The organism is Methylobacter sp. (genome assembly GCF_030680395.1).
Lineage (GTDB): Bacteria > Pseudomonadota > Gammaproteobacteria > Methylococcales > Methylomonadaceae > Methylobacter_A.
Window position 1 is genome coordinate 72,095 of sequence record NZ_JAUXVR010000007.1, and the last position, 16,742, is coordinate 88,836.

General features: G+C 48.9%; 17 protein-coding genes. 10 read left to right on the top strand and 7 right to left on the bottom strand.

Annotated elements, in window-relative coordinates:
* The first annotated feature begins 56 nt into the window (after positions 1-56).
* From Q8L79_RS02985 to Q8L79_RS02995, 3 genes are all read left to right on the top strand, one after another.
* Complete coding sequence (locus Q8L79_RS02985; protein WP_305267890.1) at positions 57-245, top strand: (2Fe-2S)-binding protein; 189 nt, start codon at positions 57-59, stop codon at positions 243-245.
* Positions 246-439: 194 nt separating this feature from the next.
* Complete coding sequence (locus tag Q8L79_RS02990) at positions 440-1,126, top strand: glutathione S-transferase (protein WP_305267892.1); 687 nt, start codon at positions 440-442, stop codon at positions 1,124-1,126.
* 194 nt (positions 1,127-1,320) lie between these two features.
* Entirely contained in the window at positions 1,321-1,812 is a 492-nt protein-coding gene (locus Q8L79_RS02995; protein ID WP_305267894.1) for a dihydrofolate reductase, read from the top strand.
* A 98-nt stretch (positions 1,813-1,910) separates the two neighbouring features.
* Here the strand turns inward: Q8L79_RS02995 and Q8L79_RS03000 are convergent, their stop codons facing one another.
* The gene (locus tag Q8L79_RS03000) at positions 1,911-2,759 is read right to left on the bottom strand and encodes a symmetrical bis(5'-nucleosyl)-tetraphosphatase (protein WP_305267896.1); all 849 of its coding nucleotides are present in this window, start codon (positions 2,757-2,759) and stop codon (positions 1,911-1,913) included.
* Positions 2,760-2,761: 2 nt separating this feature from the next.
* On the bottom strand, positions 2,762-3,139 hold the full coding sequence (gene apaG / locus Q8L79_RS03005) for a Co2+/Mg2+ efflux protein ApaG (RefSeq protein WP_305267898.1): 378 nt from the start codon (positions 3,137-3,139) through the stop codon (positions 2,762-2,764).
* Between the two features lie 71 nt (positions 3,140-3,210).
* Here apaG and Q8L79_RS03010 point away from each other — a divergent pair, with 71 nt between their 5' ends.
* From Q8L79_RS03010 to murI, 5 genes are all read left to right on the top strand, one after another.
* Complete coding sequence (locus tag Q8L79_RS03010; protein WP_305267899.1) at positions 3,211-3,753, top strand: ankyrin repeat domain-containing protein; 543 nt, start codon at positions 3,211-3,213, stop codon at positions 3,751-3,753.
* Between the two features lie 19 nt (positions 3,754-3,772).
* Entirely contained in the window at positions 3,773-5,146 is a 1,374-nt protein-coding gene (gene mpl / locus Q8L79_RS03015; protein ID WP_305268407.1) for a UDP-N-acetylmuramate:L-alanyl-gamma-D-glutamyl-meso-diaminopimelate ligase, read from the top strand.
* 109 nt (positions 5,147-5,255) lie between these two features.
* Positions 5,256-6,272, top strand: a complete 1,017-nt coding sequence (gene trpD / locus Q8L79_RS03020; RefSeq protein WP_305267900.1) for an anthranilate phosphoribosyltransferase — start codon at positions 5,256-5,258, stop codon at positions 6,270-6,272.
* Between the two features lie 13 nt (positions 6,273-6,285).
* On the top strand, positions 6,286-7,086 hold the full coding sequence (gene trpC, locus Q8L79_RS03025; protein WP_305267902.1) for an indole-3-glycerol phosphate synthase TrpC: 801 nt from the start codon (positions 6,286-6,288) through the stop codon (positions 7,084-7,086).
* A gap of 53 nt (positions 7,087-7,139) precedes the next feature.
* Complete coding sequence (gene murI / locus Q8L79_RS03030) at positions 7,140-8,012, top strand: glutamate racemase (RefSeq protein ID WP_305267904.1); 873 nt, start codon at positions 7,140-7,142, stop codon at positions 8,010-8,012.
* A gap of 104 nt (positions 8,013-8,116) precedes the next feature.
* Here murI and mtnC read toward each other — a convergent pair whose 3' ends face one another.
* The 4 genes from mtnC to Q8L79_RS03050 form a co-directional block, all read right to left on the bottom strand.
* The gene (gene mtnC, locus Q8L79_RS03035) at positions 8,117-8,800 is read right to left on the bottom strand and encodes an acireductone synthase (RefSeq protein WP_305267905.1); all 684 of its coding nucleotides are present in this window, start codon (positions 8,798-8,800) and stop codon (positions 8,117-8,119) included.
* Positions 8,793-9,404 (bottom strand): acireductone dioxygenase, encoded by a 612-nt coding sequence (locus tag Q8L79_RS03040; protein WP_305267907.1) that lies wholly within the window; start codon positions 9,402-9,404, stop codon positions 8,793-8,795. The genes mtnC and Q8L79_RS03040 overlap by 8 nt, the downstream gene beginning before the upstream one ends.
* Positions 9,401-10,021: a methylthioribulose 1-phosphate dehydratase gene (locus Q8L79_RS03045; protein WP_305267908.1), complete on the bottom strand. Its 621-nt coding sequence runs from the start codon at positions 10,019-10,021 to the stop codon at positions 9,401-9,403. Before Q8L79_RS03045 ends, Q8L79_RS03040 begins: the two co-directional genes overlap by 4 nt.
* Before the next feature lie 282 nt (positions 10,022-10,303).
* On the bottom strand, positions 10,304-13,816 hold the full coding sequence (locus Q8L79_RS03050) for an EAL domain-containing protein (protein WP_305267909.1): 3,513 nt from the start codon (positions 13,814-13,816) through the stop codon (positions 10,304-10,306).
* A gap of 218 nt (positions 13,817-14,034) precedes the next feature.
* Here Q8L79_RS03050 and Q8L79_RS03055 point away from each other — a divergent pair, with 218 nt between their 5' ends.
* The gene (locus Q8L79_RS03055) at positions 14,035-15,039 is read left to right on the top strand and encodes a DUF475 domain-containing protein (RefSeq protein WP_305267910.1); all 1,005 of its coding nucleotides are present in this window, start codon (positions 14,035-14,037) and stop codon (positions 15,037-15,039) included.
* A gap of 109 nt (positions 15,040-15,148) precedes the next feature.
* On the opposite strand, the gene Q8L79_RS03060 is transcribed toward Q8L79_RS03055, so the two are convergent.
* A complete protein-coding gene (locus Q8L79_RS03060; protein ID WP_305267911.1) occupies positions 15,149-16,090 on the bottom strand; it encodes a Tim44 domain-containing protein in 942 nt (313 codons plus the stop codon).
* Positions 16,091-16,256: 166 nt separating this feature from the next.
* On the opposite strand from Q8L79_RS03060, the gene Q8L79_RS03065 reads away from it, so the two are divergent.
* The gene (locus Q8L79_RS03065; RefSeq protein ID WP_305267912.1) at positions 16,257-16,655 is read left to right on the top strand and encodes a hypothetical protein; all 399 of its coding nucleotides are present in this window, start codon (positions 16,257-16,259) and stop codon (positions 16,653-16,655) included.
* Positions 16,656-16,742: the final 87 nt, after the last annotated feature.

The window sequence follows — 16,742 nt, forward strand, 5'->3', positions numbered from 1 at the left end:
TCGAAAAAATTCTGGGGTGATCATTAATGCTCTATGGAATAAGTTGACAGCTCTATATGAATAATACAAAAGACGATGTTATTTGCTACTGTACCGGAACAACTAAAGAGAAAATCAAGGAGCTTATCGCTCAGGGCATCAATGATCTGGATATGATTCCAAGGGAAACAGACGCTTGTTCTGGGTGCGGATCTTGCGATGCGGAAATAAAAGATTTTTTAGTCGAAAACAGCTCCGGCGCATAATCCGAAAACCGTCCGGTCGGATTGCTCAGTCCATTAGCAATCCACGGATAAATAAAGGCATCTCTGGGCACGCGACACACACATCCGTATGCGTGTGTCGCCCAATGTGAAATGAGGTCGACGCCCGAAACGGGAATGTCAGCCCAACCTCTAGGAATGTTTCTAAGCCCGATGAATGACCTAACTATTGAGAAATGATTGAATTAGCGTTAACCACCGAACGTGTGCGACCCATTTTCTACAGTTTTCGGCGCTGCCCTTATGCAATGAGAGCTCGTCTGGCTATCGCAATAACCGGAGTCATTGTCGAATTAAGGGAGGTCGAGTTACGCGATAAACCTGCAGCGATGCTGGCTGTTTCGCCTAAGGGTATGGTGCCGGTGCTGCAACTTGAGAACGGTGAAGTGATTGATGAAAGTCTGGATATTATGTTTTGGGCGTTGCGTCAGAACGATGCCGAGCATTGGCTTAATAGTTCTTGGTTACAAAATGCGGTGCAATTGATCCGACGGAATGACGAGGAATTCAAATACCATTTGGACCGATATAAATATGCAGATCGTTATCCGGCATACTCCGAGCTTTACTATAGGCAGCAAGGTGAGCTGTTTTTAACTGACCTTGAAAGACGGTTAAATCAAAGTCAATTCTTGTGTGGTGATTATTTTGCATTGGCTGATGCCGCTATCTTGCCTTTTATCCGCCAGTTTGCGGCGGTCGATTCAGATTGGTTTGAGAGTTCTCCTTATCCTGCTGTAAAGCAGTGGCTGAACAGATTTTTAACATCCAAGTTATTTGACGTGGTCATGACAAAATATCAATTCTGGAAGCCTTATGATCCGTTATTATTTTTTGGCAGTGAGAAAACTGGGGTTAATTAACCCCCGTATTGATATCCGGTTGTCGTACATATCGACTACCGGTAGTATGTCGGTTATCTACGTACCGCTTCCATCTAGGCCGAGCTATAGCAAGCAAATCCCATTTCACTGCATTGAGTTCATGTAAATGACAACCGGATAAGCACGGTATGATGCCTGGATAAAATTAATTACTCGAACAATACGGCATTAAAATGAAAATATCACTTATCGTCGCGATGGCGAGCAATCGGGCCATCGGCCTGAACAATCAAATGCCCTGGCATTTATCCGCCGACCTCAAAAAATTTAAAAAAATCACCATGGGCGCGCCCATTTTGATGGGCAGAAAAACCTACGAGTCGATAGGCAGGCCGCTGCCGGGGCGTACTAATATCATTATCAGCAGGAATCCGGCATACAGCCAACCGGGCTGTCTGGTGTTTAATGATATTGAAAAGGCGCTGGGAAGTTGCCGCGATGCTGAAGAAATTTTCGTTATCGGCGGCTCGGATTTTTATAAGTCGATGCTGCCGGTTGCCGATACGCTCTACCTGACGCAAATACATCAGGAATTCCCCGGTGATACATTTTTTCCCGAAATTGATGCAGCTCAGTGGATCGAGGTGGAGCGGGAAGATATCCGGGACGATCCTGATGCGGCGTTTAGCTACAGTTTTTTGAAGCTGGAAAAACGAAAAGGCTAGCAGTCCAAAGCCGGCGTTGGACTGCTTATGAGCATTAACATGTAGGAGCGGCTTTAGCCGCGATTATCGCTAAAGCCGCTCCTACATTGGTTAATAAGTTAACTGGCTACAGCCGGATAACTTTTATTGGATTTTTTAGTTTCAGGACAATCAATGCTGAAACGCTGCACTTGCTCACCGAGTTTTAATGCGGTGAGTTGGCCGCCCCAAAGACAGCCGGTATCGATGGCGTAACAGTTAGGGCCTTCATAATATCCCAAGGCAGACCAGTGGCCGAAGATAATGCGCATGTCTGCGTTTTTACGTTTAGGCACTTCAAACCAGGGAACAAGGCTTTTGGGTTGCGAGCCTGGAGGCCCGCTATTAACAAAATCCAATCGGCCGTTAACATCGCAGTACCGCATTCGGGTAAAGCAATTGATGATAAATCGTAACTTCTCGACACCTTTCAAATTGGATGACCAGATATTAGGCTTGTTGCCGTACATTTGTTTTAAAAACGCCTGATAATCAGTATCTTTTAAGGCCTGCTCCGCCAGCAAGGCCATCTTTTTTGTTTTCTTAAAATCCCATTGGGGCGGAAGACCCGCATGCACCAGGCAGAAATCATCGTTAAAATGAAACAGCGGCCGATGTCTTAGCCAATCAATCAGCTCATCTCTGTCCGGCGCTTCAAGTATCGGCAGCAGCGAGTCTTTTTTATGGGCTATGTTTTTTGGCGCGCAGGATGCAGCCAACAAATGCAAATCATGATTGCCCAGTACCGTGATTGCAGAATCCCCAAGCGATTTTACAAAGCGGAGGGTTTCCAGAGACTTGGGGCCTCGATTGACCAGATCGCCGGCAAACCACAACTGATCGGTGTGTTCATTAAAAGAAATAGTATCGAGGAGTCTTAATAATTCATCAAAACAGCCTTGAATATCACCGATAGCATAAATAGACATTTTTAATGCAGAGTTCTGGGGATGGACAAGGTAAATCTGGGAACGTCGGCACGGAAATTATCGCCATCATCCGAATGCATAGTATAGTCGCCTTGCATGGTGCCGACAGGTGTCGCTATCATTGCACCGCTGGTGTAGCGAAAAGATTCGCCGGGTTTAAGATAAGGAGTTTCGCCTATGACCCCATCGCCTCTGACTTCCTGGATCTTGCCATTGGAATCGGTAATCAGCCAATGACGCTGAAGCAGCTTTGCCGGTATTTCGCCGACGTTGGTGATAGTGATGGTGTAGGCGAAGACATAGCGATCCTCATCAGGAGAAGATTGCGCTTCTATGAAATGAGGTGTGGCTTCAACTAATATTTTGTTTTTTTCGTTCATTATTGGATCATATAGGTTATGTGTTGATTATTTCATCGTAACTTTTCATTAAACGCAAGTAACTATTCAGTATGAAATACAAAGACGGCTTTTTAATTCTGTTGTTGGCCTTGTCCCAAGCGACTCAGGCAGAAGATACTAAAGATTTATTTGCGGCGGCAATGATGGGCAAGCTTGAAAGAACAGAGGCTTTGCTGGCACAAGGGCTTGATGTTAACGGTAAAACAGCCAGCGGTCGCACCGCATTGATGGCAGCGAGTTTTAACGGTAATGTACAGATTGTTAAATCCCTGTTGGCATACGGAGCCGATGTCAGTCTTGCCGATAATGCAGGAGCGACCGCGTTAATGGATGCGCTGGTTTTCGGCAATGAAGACATCGTAAATTTACTGATTGTAGCCGGAGCCGATGTCAATGCGCTGGATAAACAAAATGTGACAGTCATGGGCAGAGCCAAAAAAAACGCCCACGAAAAAATCATTAAAATTCTGGAAAAAGCCGGGGCAAAAGAAGAGGCGGACGTGCCGATAGAAGACGCGACAGCTCCAGCCAAAGACGGTGCCGGCGGAAAACCGGCGGAAAAGCCCGATGCCAAACCACCCGTTAAAAAATAATTCAACTCAGGATAAAACATTGCACATTCATATCTTAGGCATTTGCGGAACATTCATGGGCGGACTTGCCGTGATTGCACGGCAGTTGGGTCACCAAGTCAGCGGTTCAGACCAGAATGTTTATCCGCCGATGAGTACGCAGCTGGAACAGCAAGGCATCGTGTTGATGGACGGTTATCGGGCCGAGAACCTGGACGGTAAACCCGACTTGGTGATTATCGGCAATGCCCTGTCGCGCGGTAATCCTGAAGTCGAAGCGGTGCTTAATAAAGGACTGAGATATGTATCAGGTCCGCAATGGCTGGCAGAGCAGGTGTTGCAGGATAAATGGGTGCTGGGCGTTGCCGGAACCCACGGTAAAACCACCACAACCAGCATGTTGAGCTGGATACTGGAGCATCAGGGCTTTAATCCGGGCTTTTTAATCGGCGGCATCCCGCTAAATTTCGGTATTTCGGCGCGGTTGGGCGAGTCCGACTTTTTTGTGATTGAGGCCGACGAATACGATTCCGCGTTTTTCGACAAGCGCTCGAAGTTCGTCCACTACCGCCCCCGCACCGCCATCCTGAATAACCTGGAATACGACCACGCCGATATTTTTCCCGACCTGGATGCGATCAAAAAACAATTTCATCATCTGGTCAGGACGGTGCCGGGCGAAGGCCTGATTATCAGCCCTGAACGCGACGCCAATATCAATGACGTGCTGGCGATGGGCTGCTGGACGCCGGTTGCCAAGACTTCGATTAATTCAAATGCTCAGTGGAATGCCCAATTGATCAAGGAGGATGGCAGCCAATTCAATGTGTTGATGGACAATCAAGCGCAAGGCTGCGTCGAGTGGTCGCTAACCGGCGAACATAATGTTTACAATGCGCTGTCTGCGATAGTCGCCGCAAAACACGTCGGCATTTTACCCAAGGATGCGATAGCAGCGCTGGGGCAGTTTAAAAACGTCAAGCGCCGTATGGAAGTGATCGCCCATATCCCTGTCCTGAGCGCAGTCGAAGGCAGCGGGGTGACTATATACGACGACTTCGCCCATCATCCGACCGCAATACAAACAACGCTGGACGGCTTGCGCAAACAGGTGGGACAAGAACGTATCATTGCGATAGTTGAACCGCGCTCGAACACCATGCGCCTGGGCGTGCATACCAAAACGCTGGCGGAATCTTTGGGTAATGCCGATTTGGCCATTATCTATCAGCCGGAAGCGATGGGCTGGGACTTAAGCGAGCTGAAACAATACGCCGGTAATATCGAAATCTGTCAGTCGCTGGATGAAATCATTGCCAAACTCAAATTTGAAGCGCGTTACGGCGGACATTATGTGTTGATGAGCAATGGCAGCTTCGGCGGCATTTATCAACGCTTGCAGGATGAACTTTAAATATATAAAAGATTCACCACGAAGACACGAAGAGCACGAAGACAACCAAAATAAAACTTCGTGTCCTTCGTGTCTTCGTGGTGAAACATAATTTACCCTAAACAAAAACATGCATATACAACAAGCCCTGCAAACCCTGCTGAACAAACAAAACCTAAGCTCCGATGAAATGCGCGAGGTGATGCGGCTGATCATGAGCGGCCAAGCCACTGACGCGCAAATCGGCGGGTTTTTAATCGCCCTGCGCTGTAAAGGCGAAACCATCGACGAAATCGCCGCCGCTGCCGAAGTGATGCGCGAACTGGCCGCCAAAGTGGAGGTAAAGGGCGAGCATGTCATCGACACCTGCGGCACCGGCGGCGATGGTGCGAACACCTTTAACATCTCCACCACCTGCGCCTTTGTCGTGGCCGCAGCGGGCGGGCAGGTGGCCAAACACGGCAACCGTTCCGTATCGAGCAGTTGCGGCAGCGCCGATCTGCTGGAAGCCGCTGGGGTCAACCTGGATTTAAGCGCCGAACAAGTCGCGCACTGCGTCAATGAAATCGGCGTCGGCTTCTTATTTGCGCCCAAACATCACGGCGCAATGAAACATACCAGCAATGCCCGTAAAGAAATGGGCGTAAGAACCCTGTTCAATCTCTTGGGTCCGTTATCCAATCCCGCCGGTGCGCCGAACCAGCTGATTGGCGTATTTGCCAAACAGTGGGTAGAGCCGCTGGCGCAGGTGTTAAAAAAACTCGGCAGCAAGCATGTGTTGGTGGTTAATGCCGATGACGGGCTCGATGAAATCAGCATTGCCTCGCCCTCAACCATTGCCGAACTCAAAGACGGTAACGTCACCAGCTACATAATTACGCCGGAACAATTCGGTTTTAAACGGGCCAGTTTGGCAGAATTGGCCGTTGATGGTGCAGCCTCCAGCCTGGTAATGGTAAAATCGGTACTGGATAATAAAGCCGGAGCGGCCAGGGACATAGTGGCGCTCAATGCAGGGGCGGCAATTTACGCGGCCAATATCACCGATTCCTTAAGCGCCGGCATAGAAAAAGCCCGGCAGCTTATCGCCAGCGGCGCGGCAAAAGCCAAATTCGATGCGTTGATCGCATATTCAAAAATCTCATAAACGACTAGAAGCCATGACTGATACGCCAGATATTTTAAAAAAAATTCTCGATAAAAAAGTAGAAGAAGTTGCCCGACGCAGACTGGGCATGACCATCGCCAATCTGGAAGAAATTGCCGGAACTGTAGAAAGACCGCGCGGATTTTATAACGCCCTGCAAAGCAAGGTACTGGCAAAAAAACCGGCTATTATTGCGGAAATCAAAAAAGCCTCGCCCAGCAAAGGCGTGATCAGGGAAATTTTTCAACCTATCGCCATCGGTCAGGATTACACGATGAATGGCGCAGCCTGTTTGTCGGTGTTAACCGATAAGGAGTTTTTCCAGGGTTCGGAAGTCTACCTGCAAATGGTCAGGGAACGCTGTCCGCTACCGGTGCTCCGAAAAGACTTCATGATCGACCCTTACCAAATCTATGAAGCGCGCGCCTTGGGAGCCGACTGTATATTGTTGATTGTCGCCGCGCTGGAAGACAGCCAAATGCATGAGCTGTCAGATATCGCAACCAAACTGGGCATGGATGTCCTGGTAGAAGTGCATAATGCGGAAGAACTGCAAAGAGCGCTAACACTGGATACCAAACTGATCGGCATCAATAACCGCAACCTGCGCACCTTTGAAACCTCATTGCAGACTACGTTGGATTTAAAAATGCAAATCCCCGCAGATCGTATGATCATCACCGAAAGCGGTATTCATACCCATGAAGACGTGCAGTTGATGCTGGATAATGGAATCTATACTTTCCTGGTTGGCGAAGTGTTTATGCGTGCGGAAAGTCCCGGGCAAAAAATGAAAGAGTTGTTTGGTTTGTAAGGTAAAGCTGCATATTTAGTACGAATGTTGAGAAACAGCTGAACTTGCAAAATATGAGTGCCGCAGATCCGATTGGCGTTTTCGATTCAGGCGTTGGCGGATTATCAGTTTTACATGAGATTCGCAGGGCGTTGCCGGGTGAGGATCTGTTGTATGTGGCGGACTCCGCCCATGCGCCGTATGGCGATAAATCCCAGCAATTTATCGAGGCCCGGTCGATTGCCATTACCGAGTTTTTGGTGAGCCGGAACGCCAAGGCCATTGTCGTGGCCTGCAACACGGCAACCGGCGCGGCGATAACGACATTGCGCTCACGCTTCTCCATGCCGATTATTGCGATGGAGCCAGCCGTTAAACCGGCGGTGGCGAATACCCGATCAGGGGTTATCGGCGTTCTGGCAACCAGCCGGACATTGGCCAGCGATAATTTTGTGAAGTTGTTTGCGCGATACGGTACGGATGTCGAGATATTGGGACAGGCATGTCCCGGATTGGTTGAACAAGTAGAAGCGGGCGATTTGTCAGGCGATAAAACCCGGCTATTGCTTGAGCAATATGTGATTCCATTGCTGGAGCAGAAAGCTGACACGATAGTGCTGGGCTGTACGCATTATCCGTTTTTGGCGCCGTTGATACAGAACATAGCAGGCCCCGGGGTGGCTGTCATAGATTCCGCCGCCGCCGTTGCACGGCAACTGCGCCGTCGGCTTGAAGTTGCCGGTCTGTTGGCGGATGCGGCCAAGGCAGGCGGAGAATCCTTTTGGACCAGCGGCTCATTGGGTAAAGCCCAGTCGCTGGTCTCTGAATTATGGCAGGCGGAAGTAGCGGTATGCGCTTTGCCAAGCCTACGTAAAAGGCTCGCAATGACTGAGAGTGATAGTGTCGTAGGAGCGGGCCACGCCCTCGACATTTTCGGCAACAACTGAAATTTTTGTTCACCGCTGATCGCGGGCATGGCCCGCTCCTACAAGGTTTACAGTCGTTACGTTTTTTCTTCGTGTCTTCGTGGCGATATGTTTTAAGTTAATGCCTATGAAGTCGCAAAGCTGATTTGATCAAAACTATTTACCTGCCGGTGCTCGGCCTGCGGGTCGGGCATACTGTCCCGGGTCAGCCAGATGGTTTCAAAACCTGCGGCTTTGGCGGCATCCAGTTCTTCTTTAATATCCGATAAAAACAACAGTTGGCTTGCCGGAGTTTCCAGTTGTCCCGCTATGTTTTCATAAGAGCTTTGTTCTTTCTTGCCGCCGATACGGGTATCGAAATAGCCGGAAAATAACGGCGTTAAATCGCCGTATTCAGTATGCGCGAACAACAGTTTTTGCGCGTAAACCGAACCGGAAGAATAAATGTATAAATCCAGGCCGCGGGCTTTCCATTCTTTGAGATGTGCAGCGGCATCGGGATACAGATGACCTTTGAAGTCGCCTTGCCGGTAACCGGCTTCCCAGATCAGGCCTTGCAAGGACTTTAACGGCGTGACTTTTTTGTCTTCATCTAACCACTGGATCAGCTGGGTGATGATTTGCCCGGTAGACAGTTGCTCTCCAACTTCTTTGCAGACATCTTCCAGCAGCGGCTTTACTTGCGGATCGGCTGCGTGGCTGCGCACATAGTCGGCCAGATTTGCCCGCGCATAAGGAAACAGCACCTCCTTAACAAACAAAATCGAGGAGGTCGTGCCTTCGATGTCGGTGACGATGGCTTTAATCATGATAGTTCGGCAATTGCTCCTGCATTGCTCTACCTCCTGCATCCGTGCAGTCGTCGGCAACGCATTGATCAAGCGTAGGAAAAGATTTGGCAATATCGCTGCCGGTAAAATCAGCCACCCAGCCGTCCGGCGTCGTGAATAAACGTATGCACTTAAACCGGGGATTTTCGCCCATATCAAACCAGTGCGTGGTGTTGGCCGGTACGCTGATTAAGTCGCCTTGTTCGCACAATACGCCATACACATTGTCGGCAACGTGCAGGTAAAACAGGCCGCGACCCTCGATAAAAAAGCGCACTTCAAAATCGGCATGGACATGCTCGGACAGAAACTTCTGCCGGAAGGCCGCTTTCTCGGGGTGGTCCGGGTTTAAACTGATTACGTCAACAGACTGAAAACTGTATTGCTGTTTCAGGCGGTCGATGGAATCGCTGTAGGCGGCAAGCACGGTATTCTGGTCGGCATCGGCAGTAAGTTCACAGTTGGCCGTCCAGCGTTCGAACTGTACGCCTATCGCATCCAGATGCTTTTGTATGGCGCCAAAGTCAGTATAAGCAACACCTGACTGTGGCTGATTCTCAGGGTAAACGGTTAATGCACTCATAGTCTTTTGGCTCCGTGTAATCGTAATTCGCAATCAAATAAAAATTCCAGCGCCTCGAGATGACGCAACGTTTCCTGTACCGAACTGCCCCAGGTATAAAGTCCGTGTCCGGCAATTATATAGGCGTAAATGGCGCCGTGCTTGTTCATATACTGTTCCACTTGCCCGGCCAGACGGGGGATATTCTGGTCGTTGGCAAAAATCGGTATCACAACCCGGCTTTCGTGGGTATCAATACCGGCCAAGGCTTTTAACAGCTCATAGTCTTCGAGTACGATTTCGGATTGGAATATCCGTGAGGTCAGGGTGGCATTAATCGAATGCGGGTGCAGTACCGACTGAACTTCCGGGAAACGTTTATACAGCGAGGTATGCAGCACCGTTTCCGCAGACGGTTTTTTACCGTCAAGGGAATTGGCATCGGCATCGATCAGCATGATATCGTCGAGTTGCAAACGGCCTTTGTGTTTGCCGGAAACGGTAATGGCAATGGTGCCGTCAGGCAGCCGTGCGGAGAAATTGCCGCTGGTTGCAGGCACCCAGCCTTTGCTGTCGATAAATCGACCGGCATCAATCAACTGATGGGCCAGCTTGAGAAAGTCTTCGGTATAGGTCATGTAGGGATAATGATTGTTTTGATTAGATGGGTGACAGTGAAACGTTGCGGAGATCAATCCGCAAACAATCGGGTAAAGAAATTTAAAAGAATATCACTACGAACGACTGCATGGAAGCAGGAGGTAGACTCGCGTCTGGAACAGCGATCGAGAGCAACGCATGGGGCGGTTGCCGAGACACGAAGGACACGAAATTTTCTGAGCGGTGAATAAAAGATTTTCAACCGCCTGATTACCCATATCCGCACAATTCCGGATCAGTTTATGGACGGGGTTTATCCCTTAAGTCGGCGCGGACAGATGAGGTATTTTCCACGCCGCCGGAACTTCCCATTCTTGTACCCAAGCGGCAAGATCAGCGGCAGGCATCGGTTTGGCGATGCCGTAGCCTTGCGCATGGCGGCAGCCCATTTGCAAAAGAGCGATGCCGTGTTCGATTGATTCCACGCCCTCGGCGATGACTTGTCGCCGGAAAGATTCGGCCAAACCGATAACGCCTTGCACAATGGCTAAATCATCCTCATTTTCGAGCATATTTCGCACGAAAGTCTGGTCGATTTTAAGCGTTTCCGCAGGCAGATGTTTAAGATAGCTCAGCGATGAATAGCCTGTTCCGAAATCATCCAGCGCAAACCGTACGCCCAATGTTTGACAGTCTTTAATAACCTGGGAGGTCAGCGATAAGTCAAGTAACGCCTGGGTTTCCAGTATCTCCAGCTCAAAATGAGCCGGTTTGATAGAGGGATGGCGTTCAAACGCATAATAGAGTTGCAGGATAAAATCGTCGGTTTGCAGCGATCTGGCGGTGATATTGACGCTGATGTGGAGTTGTAAGCCCAGCCGTTGCCAATCCTCCATGTGCTGCAAGGCCTTGTCGATAACCCAGGCATCGAGTTTGGTTATAATGTCATGGTTTTCAAGCAGCGGCAGAAAATCGCCCGGCATGACCACGCCGCGTTCAGGATGCCGCCAGCGTATCAACGCTTCTGCGCCGAACACGATACCCTGCTGCATGTCGACTTTGGGCTGGAAAAAAAGTTCGAATTCTTCGTTTTCAAGCGCCTGTTCAATACGGTTTAACGCCTCGCGATGCGAATGGAGTTGACGATCCAGCTCCAGGTTGTAAATATGAAAGCAGTTTTTTCCCTCTTGTTTGGCCTGATACATAGCTTGATCGGCATGCCGCAACAGCGTATCCGGGTCGGTATTATCTTCGGGGAAAATGCTGATGCCAATGCTGGCGGATACCGAAACAGCCTGGTTTTTCAAGGAAACAGGCTCGCTGATGACTTGCAGCAGACGATGCAAAGTGGTTTCGCAGTCTTCAACCTTTTCCAGTCCCAGCAATAAAAATACAAATTCATCGCCGCCTAAACGGGCGATGGTATCTCCTTCGCGCAGGGCATTTTTAATGCGCAGGGCAATTTCGATCAGCAGTTGGTCGCCCGCTTCATGGCCCAGTCTGTCGTTAACCGGTTTAAAGCCGTCCAGGTCAAGATAACCGACCGCCATTAAACAGTTGTCCCGCCTGGTTTGAGCAAATGCCAGATGCATACGGTCCGCTAATAGAATCCGGTTGGGCACACCGGTGAGCGGATCGTAGTGAGCCATGAGTTCCAGCTTCCGTTCCTGCTCTTTAAGCTGGGTAATATCTGAAGATGTGCCGATGTAATGCGTTATTTTACCCTGCTGATCGGCAACCGCGGAAATAGTGAGCCATTCGGCAAAGATTTCCCCGCCTTTCTTGCGGTTCCAAACCTCGCCGCGCCAGTAGCCCTGTTGACCGATTGCTTGCCACATGTTTTCATAGAAGCTGATATCGTGAAGTCCTGACTTAAGCAAACTTGGCTTTTTACCCAATACTTCATCGCGCGAATACCCTGTTATGCTGCCGAACGCCGGGTTCATATCGATAATGTTGCGCTGCGCATCGGTAATCAGGATGCCTTCCTGGGTACTTGCAAAAACGCTGGCAGCCATACGCTGTTCTTCTTCAACCTGTTTGCGTTTGCTGATGTCGCGTTGCAAACGCATATTCCAGATGACAATAAAAGCAAGCAGCGACAGTGCCGCTGCGGCATAAAGCAGAACGGTTTCAGTTTTTATACCGGCTTCATATTTCAAACTCATCCAGCGGTTCTGGATGGCGTCTTTTTCAGACTGGGGGATGTCGGCCAGGGTTTTGGCAAGTAAGCTTACCAGTTCGGGATTAGTCTTGGTGGCGGCCATGCGGTGGTGGCTTTTGTAATTGGTCGCTCCGGAAAAACTGAGATTAAGCATGCCCTCTCTTTTAATCGCGTAGTTGGTTGAAGCGGCATCGCCAATGTAAGCATCCGCTTTGCCGCTGCTGACCATATTCAATGCATCGCGAATATTTTCGGTGGGAACCAGTTGTATTTCAGGATGGTCGTGCATCAGCAGTTCTTGCATGAAGTAGCCTCTTTCCAGCGTCACCCGCTTGCCGCTGAGACGATCCAGGGTACCGATAAATCCGTTGTTACTATCGCTGATAATGATGGCAGGAGTGCTTAGATAGGCGTCTGTGAAAACTAAATAGCGCTCACGTTCTGGCGTTTTATTGGCGTTGGAGATCATCTCCAACTCTCCGTGCTGCGCCATTTCCAGCATTTCAGACCAGGATTTATCCTTCACTATGTCAAGCTTTACGCCCAGCCGCTGCCCGACCAAGGCTATATAGTCAGCGCTCAGGCCAACGTAATTACCGTTGGCATCGATCCATTCGTACGGTGCAAAATCACGGTCTATGCCTACGCGAATAACCGGATGCGTCTGCAACCAAGCCTGTTCCTCCGGAGTGAAATCAAGCTTGTTTTGCTCTTTTTGGAGGTAAATAAAGTCTTCCAGATGATCTGTCGAATTTATCAGGCCGAGCTGCCGATAAGTATCGGCGATCCGTTGAAAACGCTTGATATCGGTGTGACCGATTGGAATAGTGTCCGGCAAAATCATCTTTACCGTTTCCTGTGCCTCAAAACGCAAGTGCCCGGCAGACAGCCGGTTACCGGGATTATATTGACTTAGAATGATCCGGATCAATTCGTCCTGATGTTTGAGCGCATAATCCCAGCCTTTGAGCGAGGCGCGCAGGAAACGCCGAACTCTTTCCGGATGCCGGTTTAGTTCCTGTTCCGTGGTGAACAGATTATCGCTTAAAAAATCTACACCGTAGCTGCGAGGATCGATGATGTTAATTTCGATATTTTTGTTTTTGAAGTAATCAACCTGGTCGGTGAGATAGCTGACCATGACATCGGTTTTGCCATTGGTCAGGTCGTCGGGGTTGAAGGAGTTTGCCAAATGGGTAAATTCATCGCCGGAGATACCTGTTTCATAAAGCATGGCGAGCAGCGGTGCATTGTCAAAACTGTCCTCCATGACCCGTTTGCCCTGAAGCTCATAGGGGCTGACTATGCCGGAATCCTTTAAGGTAAGGTATACCAGCGGGTTATGTTGAAATATAGAAGCCAAAACCACGACCGGCTTGCCGACCAGCCGTTGTTCCAGCAGCCCGGTATCGGCTACGCCGTATTGAGACTCGTCTTTTAGGACTTGCTCAATGTTATTGATGCCGGGAATACGCTCACGGATAGTGACGTCCAGCTGTTCTTCAGCGTAAAAACCTTTTTCCTTTGCCGCGTAGTAGCCGGCAAACTGGAATGAATGTAACCACTTGAGTTGCAAAGAGACCTTTTCGGCAGGCTGTGCAAGTTCCGCCAATAAAGGTGATGAACAGAACGCCAGATACAATAAAGCAGCCAACCGGAGCAAGGGCATAAGCATCAGTGTGTGAAAATGTGTAATTCTAGCATTTCGGCATCGGTATGGTCTGTCTGTAATTTAATGCTTACGATTTTTTACAAAAAAGGAAGCCGTGAAATTATCGAAAAATTAGTAATTAGCAAAGTATCGCTCAAGCTTTTATAAATATTGATTTTAAATCAAATACACCTATAGTTGCCTGACAAAAATCACCAACCTTTAGCGAGTACACTATGCAACATTTTCGTCTTTCTTTTTTCGTCACCGCGGTCTGTTTGGCCGTAGCATTTTATTGGGGGGGAATAATGGGGGCTTTTATCGCCATTATTCTCGGAGTTCTTGAAGTCAGTTTATCATTTGATAATGCGGTTGTTAACGCATCAATTCTAAAGCGTATGGATGACCGCTGGCAGAAGTACTTTTTAACCTGGGGTATTTTGATTGCCGTTTTCGGCATGCGCCTACTGTTTCCTATCGTGATTGTTTCTGCGGCCACCGGTATCGACTTTATGGGCGTCACCGAGATGGCGCTAAAAGACACTACGACTTATGCCAAACATTTAGACGAGTCTCATGTACAAATTGCGGCATTCGGCGGCATGTTCTTGCTGATGGTGTTTTATTCGTTCATCTTTGATGAAACCAGGGAATTACATTGGTTGGGTTACATAGAAAAAAAAATGTCTTCATTCGGAAAGCTTGAAGCAATTGAAATTATCATGGCATTAGGGCCGCTGTTAATCATCCAAAACTACTTGCCCCAGGAAATCCGTTTGGATGCGCTGGTTGCAGGTGTTACAGGGGTTATTTTATACGTGATCGTGGACAGTCTTGCGACCTTGTTTGAGCATGAGGAAGAAGGTGAAGAGGTCGTTGCGGTGCTCAAAAAAAGCGGCATGATGAGCTTCATCTATCTTGAAGTATTGGATGCGTCGTTTTCCTTTGATGGCGTGATCGGCGCGTTTGCGATCACCCAGGATGTGGTCATTATCATGTTGGGCTTGGCTATCGGCGCGATGTTTGTGCGAAGCTTGACAGTCTATCTGGTGCGTAAAGGTGCGCTGGATGAATATGTGTTTCTGGAGCATGGCGCTCATTATGCCATTGGGGTACTGGCGGGCATTATGCTTGTCAGCATGACTCATCATATTCCTGAGGTTATAACCGGCTTGACGGGGGCAGTGTTGATAGCATTATCACTGATTTCATCAATCCGCTACAAAAAACGGGTCGCCTGATTTTGGGTTGTGTTTGCCGGAAACGCCAGTTCTCGCTGATGCTCGAACCGGCTTATTCCGGCTTATTCCGGCTTACTTTCAAGGTAGAAATTCAATTAGCGAATAGGGCTTAATCTTCCAATTGCTGAATGCCATCCAGATACCATTTGGACTGGATGCTGACTTTAGGCTTAATAAAATGCCAGACTTCCCTGACTTGCTCAGCCTGAGCGTTGCTGTCTTCGCGCATGATGGAATCGAACAGCACCACCGCTTCAAGTTCTGAACCGACTTCCCTGACTTCCAGCAGTTCCGCTTCCAGCTTAAGGACTTCTGTGCGGTTCTCCGTAGTCGATGCTTTAAGCTGATCCTGAATTTCGGCAAATACTTTATCCGTTGTTAAGCCTCTGATTTCGGCAAGATCACGTTCATCCCAGGCTTTTTGCAGTTCGGTAAAGGCTATCTTGGCGCCGATCAGAAAGCCCTTTTGATCAAAGTTGGCCGGAACGTTCGCTGTACCGACTTCTGCATTCTGTTGAGCGGATTGACCGAGGGCCCCGGATGTGGCGGTATTGTGTTTATCCCCGAACAGAATATCCGTATCGAAACCGGCAGGATCAGTCTGGTTTGGCGGCGACACCTGATAGTTGTTATCAGCTGTCCGGTTATAGGCGGGGCGTGGTGTAGCGCTCGCTTTTTTAGCGGCAAACCATTTATAAAGTAGAAAGGCAATTCCGCCAAAAATCAGTATATCCATAAAGTTGATACCCTGAAAGCCGCCGCCGGCAAATAGCGAGCCTAATAACCCGCCCAGCGCCAAGCCGCCCAACATACCCATTAAACCGCTACGACCAGCTGCCGCAGGTGTCGCTGCCGGGTTTGGCGTGGCAGCTTGTTGCTGGGCAGGCCGAGCGGGTGGGGTTACAGAGCGTTGATACGGAGCGCTGTAGGAGGATCTGCCGCCAAAAGAGCTGCCGCCGCCGAAACGTTTGGCATCTGCGTCTGACATCTCGGCTAACGTTAAGGAAAGCCCCATTAATAAAGTAGCAATAATTCCGGTATATTTATTCATACATTCGCAAGTTTAGTCAGTTGAATCATGCCGACTGTTCCTGTCATGCACTCTTCGGGGGTGATGTTTGCTGCTTCAGGCAACAAGAGTCTGGTTTTTGCATTATTGGGGTGAATAATTAAACAACAAGTTGTTAATTGTTTTTTAATAGCATAGCATTGTGCGCATGTTTACAACACTACGCAAATTTACCGTTATCTTTCTGGCAATAGTGCAATTGATTGCGCCGTTGGTGCATGCGCATGCCGGAGACAAGGTTTCAGACTTGGGACTGCATGTTCCCGGCCTTGAAATGTATGGTGTTAAACATAGTGCCTTTATGTCTCAGGCAGTCAATTATGATTTCGATTCTGAAGGAATCATAGTAAGTGTTGATGCCGGCATGAAAGACAGGCAAGTTAATGCCGTTGCAGATTTAGATGACAATCCCTATCTGCATCAACAGGCCGCACTATTTAAAACCGCACTCTCTCCTTTTGATACTAATTTCTCCCCGCAATCAGCGCAGTTTGTTTGTCGGTTGCTTATTCCATCGCTATCCCCTCGCGCACCTCCCGCTCAATAACCTTCGTTTTTGCAGGAATGTTGCAATGCAATGTTTCCCTGTAATTGCTCCTGCATTACCCGTTCATACAGTCGTACGTTACTGGTT

Bases quoted from the DNA above. Each gene is read 5' to 3' on its own strand.
- Q8L79_RS03060 (WP_305267911.1), bottom strand. From the start codon at position 16,090: ATGAATAAATATACCGGAATTATTGCTACTTTATTAATGGGGCTTTCC.
- apaG (WP_305267898.1), bottom strand. From the start codon at position 3,139: ATGAACGAAAAAAACAAAATATTAGTTGAAGCCACACCTCATTTCATA.
- Q8L79_RS02985 (WP_305267890.1), top strand. From the start codon at position 57: ATGAATAATACAAAAGACGATGTTATTTGCTACTGTACCGGAACAACT.
- trpC (WP_305267902.1), top strand. From the start codon at position 6,286: ATGACTGATACGCCAGATATTTTAAAAAAAATTCTCGATAAAAAAGTA.
- Q8L79_RS03045 (WP_305267908.1), bottom strand. From the start codon at position 10,021: ATGACCTATACCGAAGACTTTCTCAAGCTGGCCCATCAGTTGATTGAT.
- Q8L79_RS02990 (WP_305267892.1), top strand. From the start codon at position 440: ATGATTGAATTAGCGTTAACCACCGAACGTGTGCGACCCATTTTCTAC.
- trpD (WP_305267900.1), top strand. From the start codon at position 5,256: ATGCATATACAACAAGCCCTGCAAACCCTGCTGAACAAACAAAACCTA.
- Q8L79_RS03055 (WP_305267910.1), top strand. From the start codon at position 14,035: ATGCAACATTTTCGTCTTTCTTTTTTCGTCACCGCGGTCTGTTTGGCC.
- Q8L79_RS03050 (WP_305267909.1), bottom strand. From the start codon at position 13,816: ATGCCCTTGCTCCGGTTGGCTGCTTTATTGTATCTGGCGTTCTGTTCA.
- Q8L79_RS03065 (WP_305267912.1), top strand. From the start codon at position 16,257: ATGTTTACAACACTACGCAAATTTACCGTTATCTTTCTGGCAATAGTG.
- mtnC (WP_305267905.1), bottom strand. From the start codon at position 8,800: ATGATTAAAGCCATCGTCACCGACATCGAAGGCACGACCTCCTCGATT.
- Q8L79_RS03000 (WP_305267896.1), bottom strand. From the start codon at position 2,759: ATGTCTATTTATGCTATCGGTGATATTCAAGGCTGTTTTGATGAATTA.
- Q8L79_RS02995 (WP_305267894.1), top strand. From the start codon at position 1,321: ATGAAAATATCACTTATCGTCGCGATGGCGAGCAATCGGGCCATCGGC.
- murI (WP_305267904.1), top strand. From the start codon at position 7,140: ATGAGTGCCGCAGATCCGATTGGCGTTTTCGATTCAGGCGTTGGCGGA.
- Q8L79_RS03010 (WP_305267899.1), top strand. From the start codon at position 3,211: ATGAAATACAAAGACGGCTTTTTAATTCTGTTGTTGGCCTTGTCCCAA.
- Q8L79_RS03040 (WP_305267907.1), bottom strand. From the start codon at position 9,404: ATGAGTGCATTAACCGTTTACCCTGAGAATCAGCCACAGTCAGGTGTT.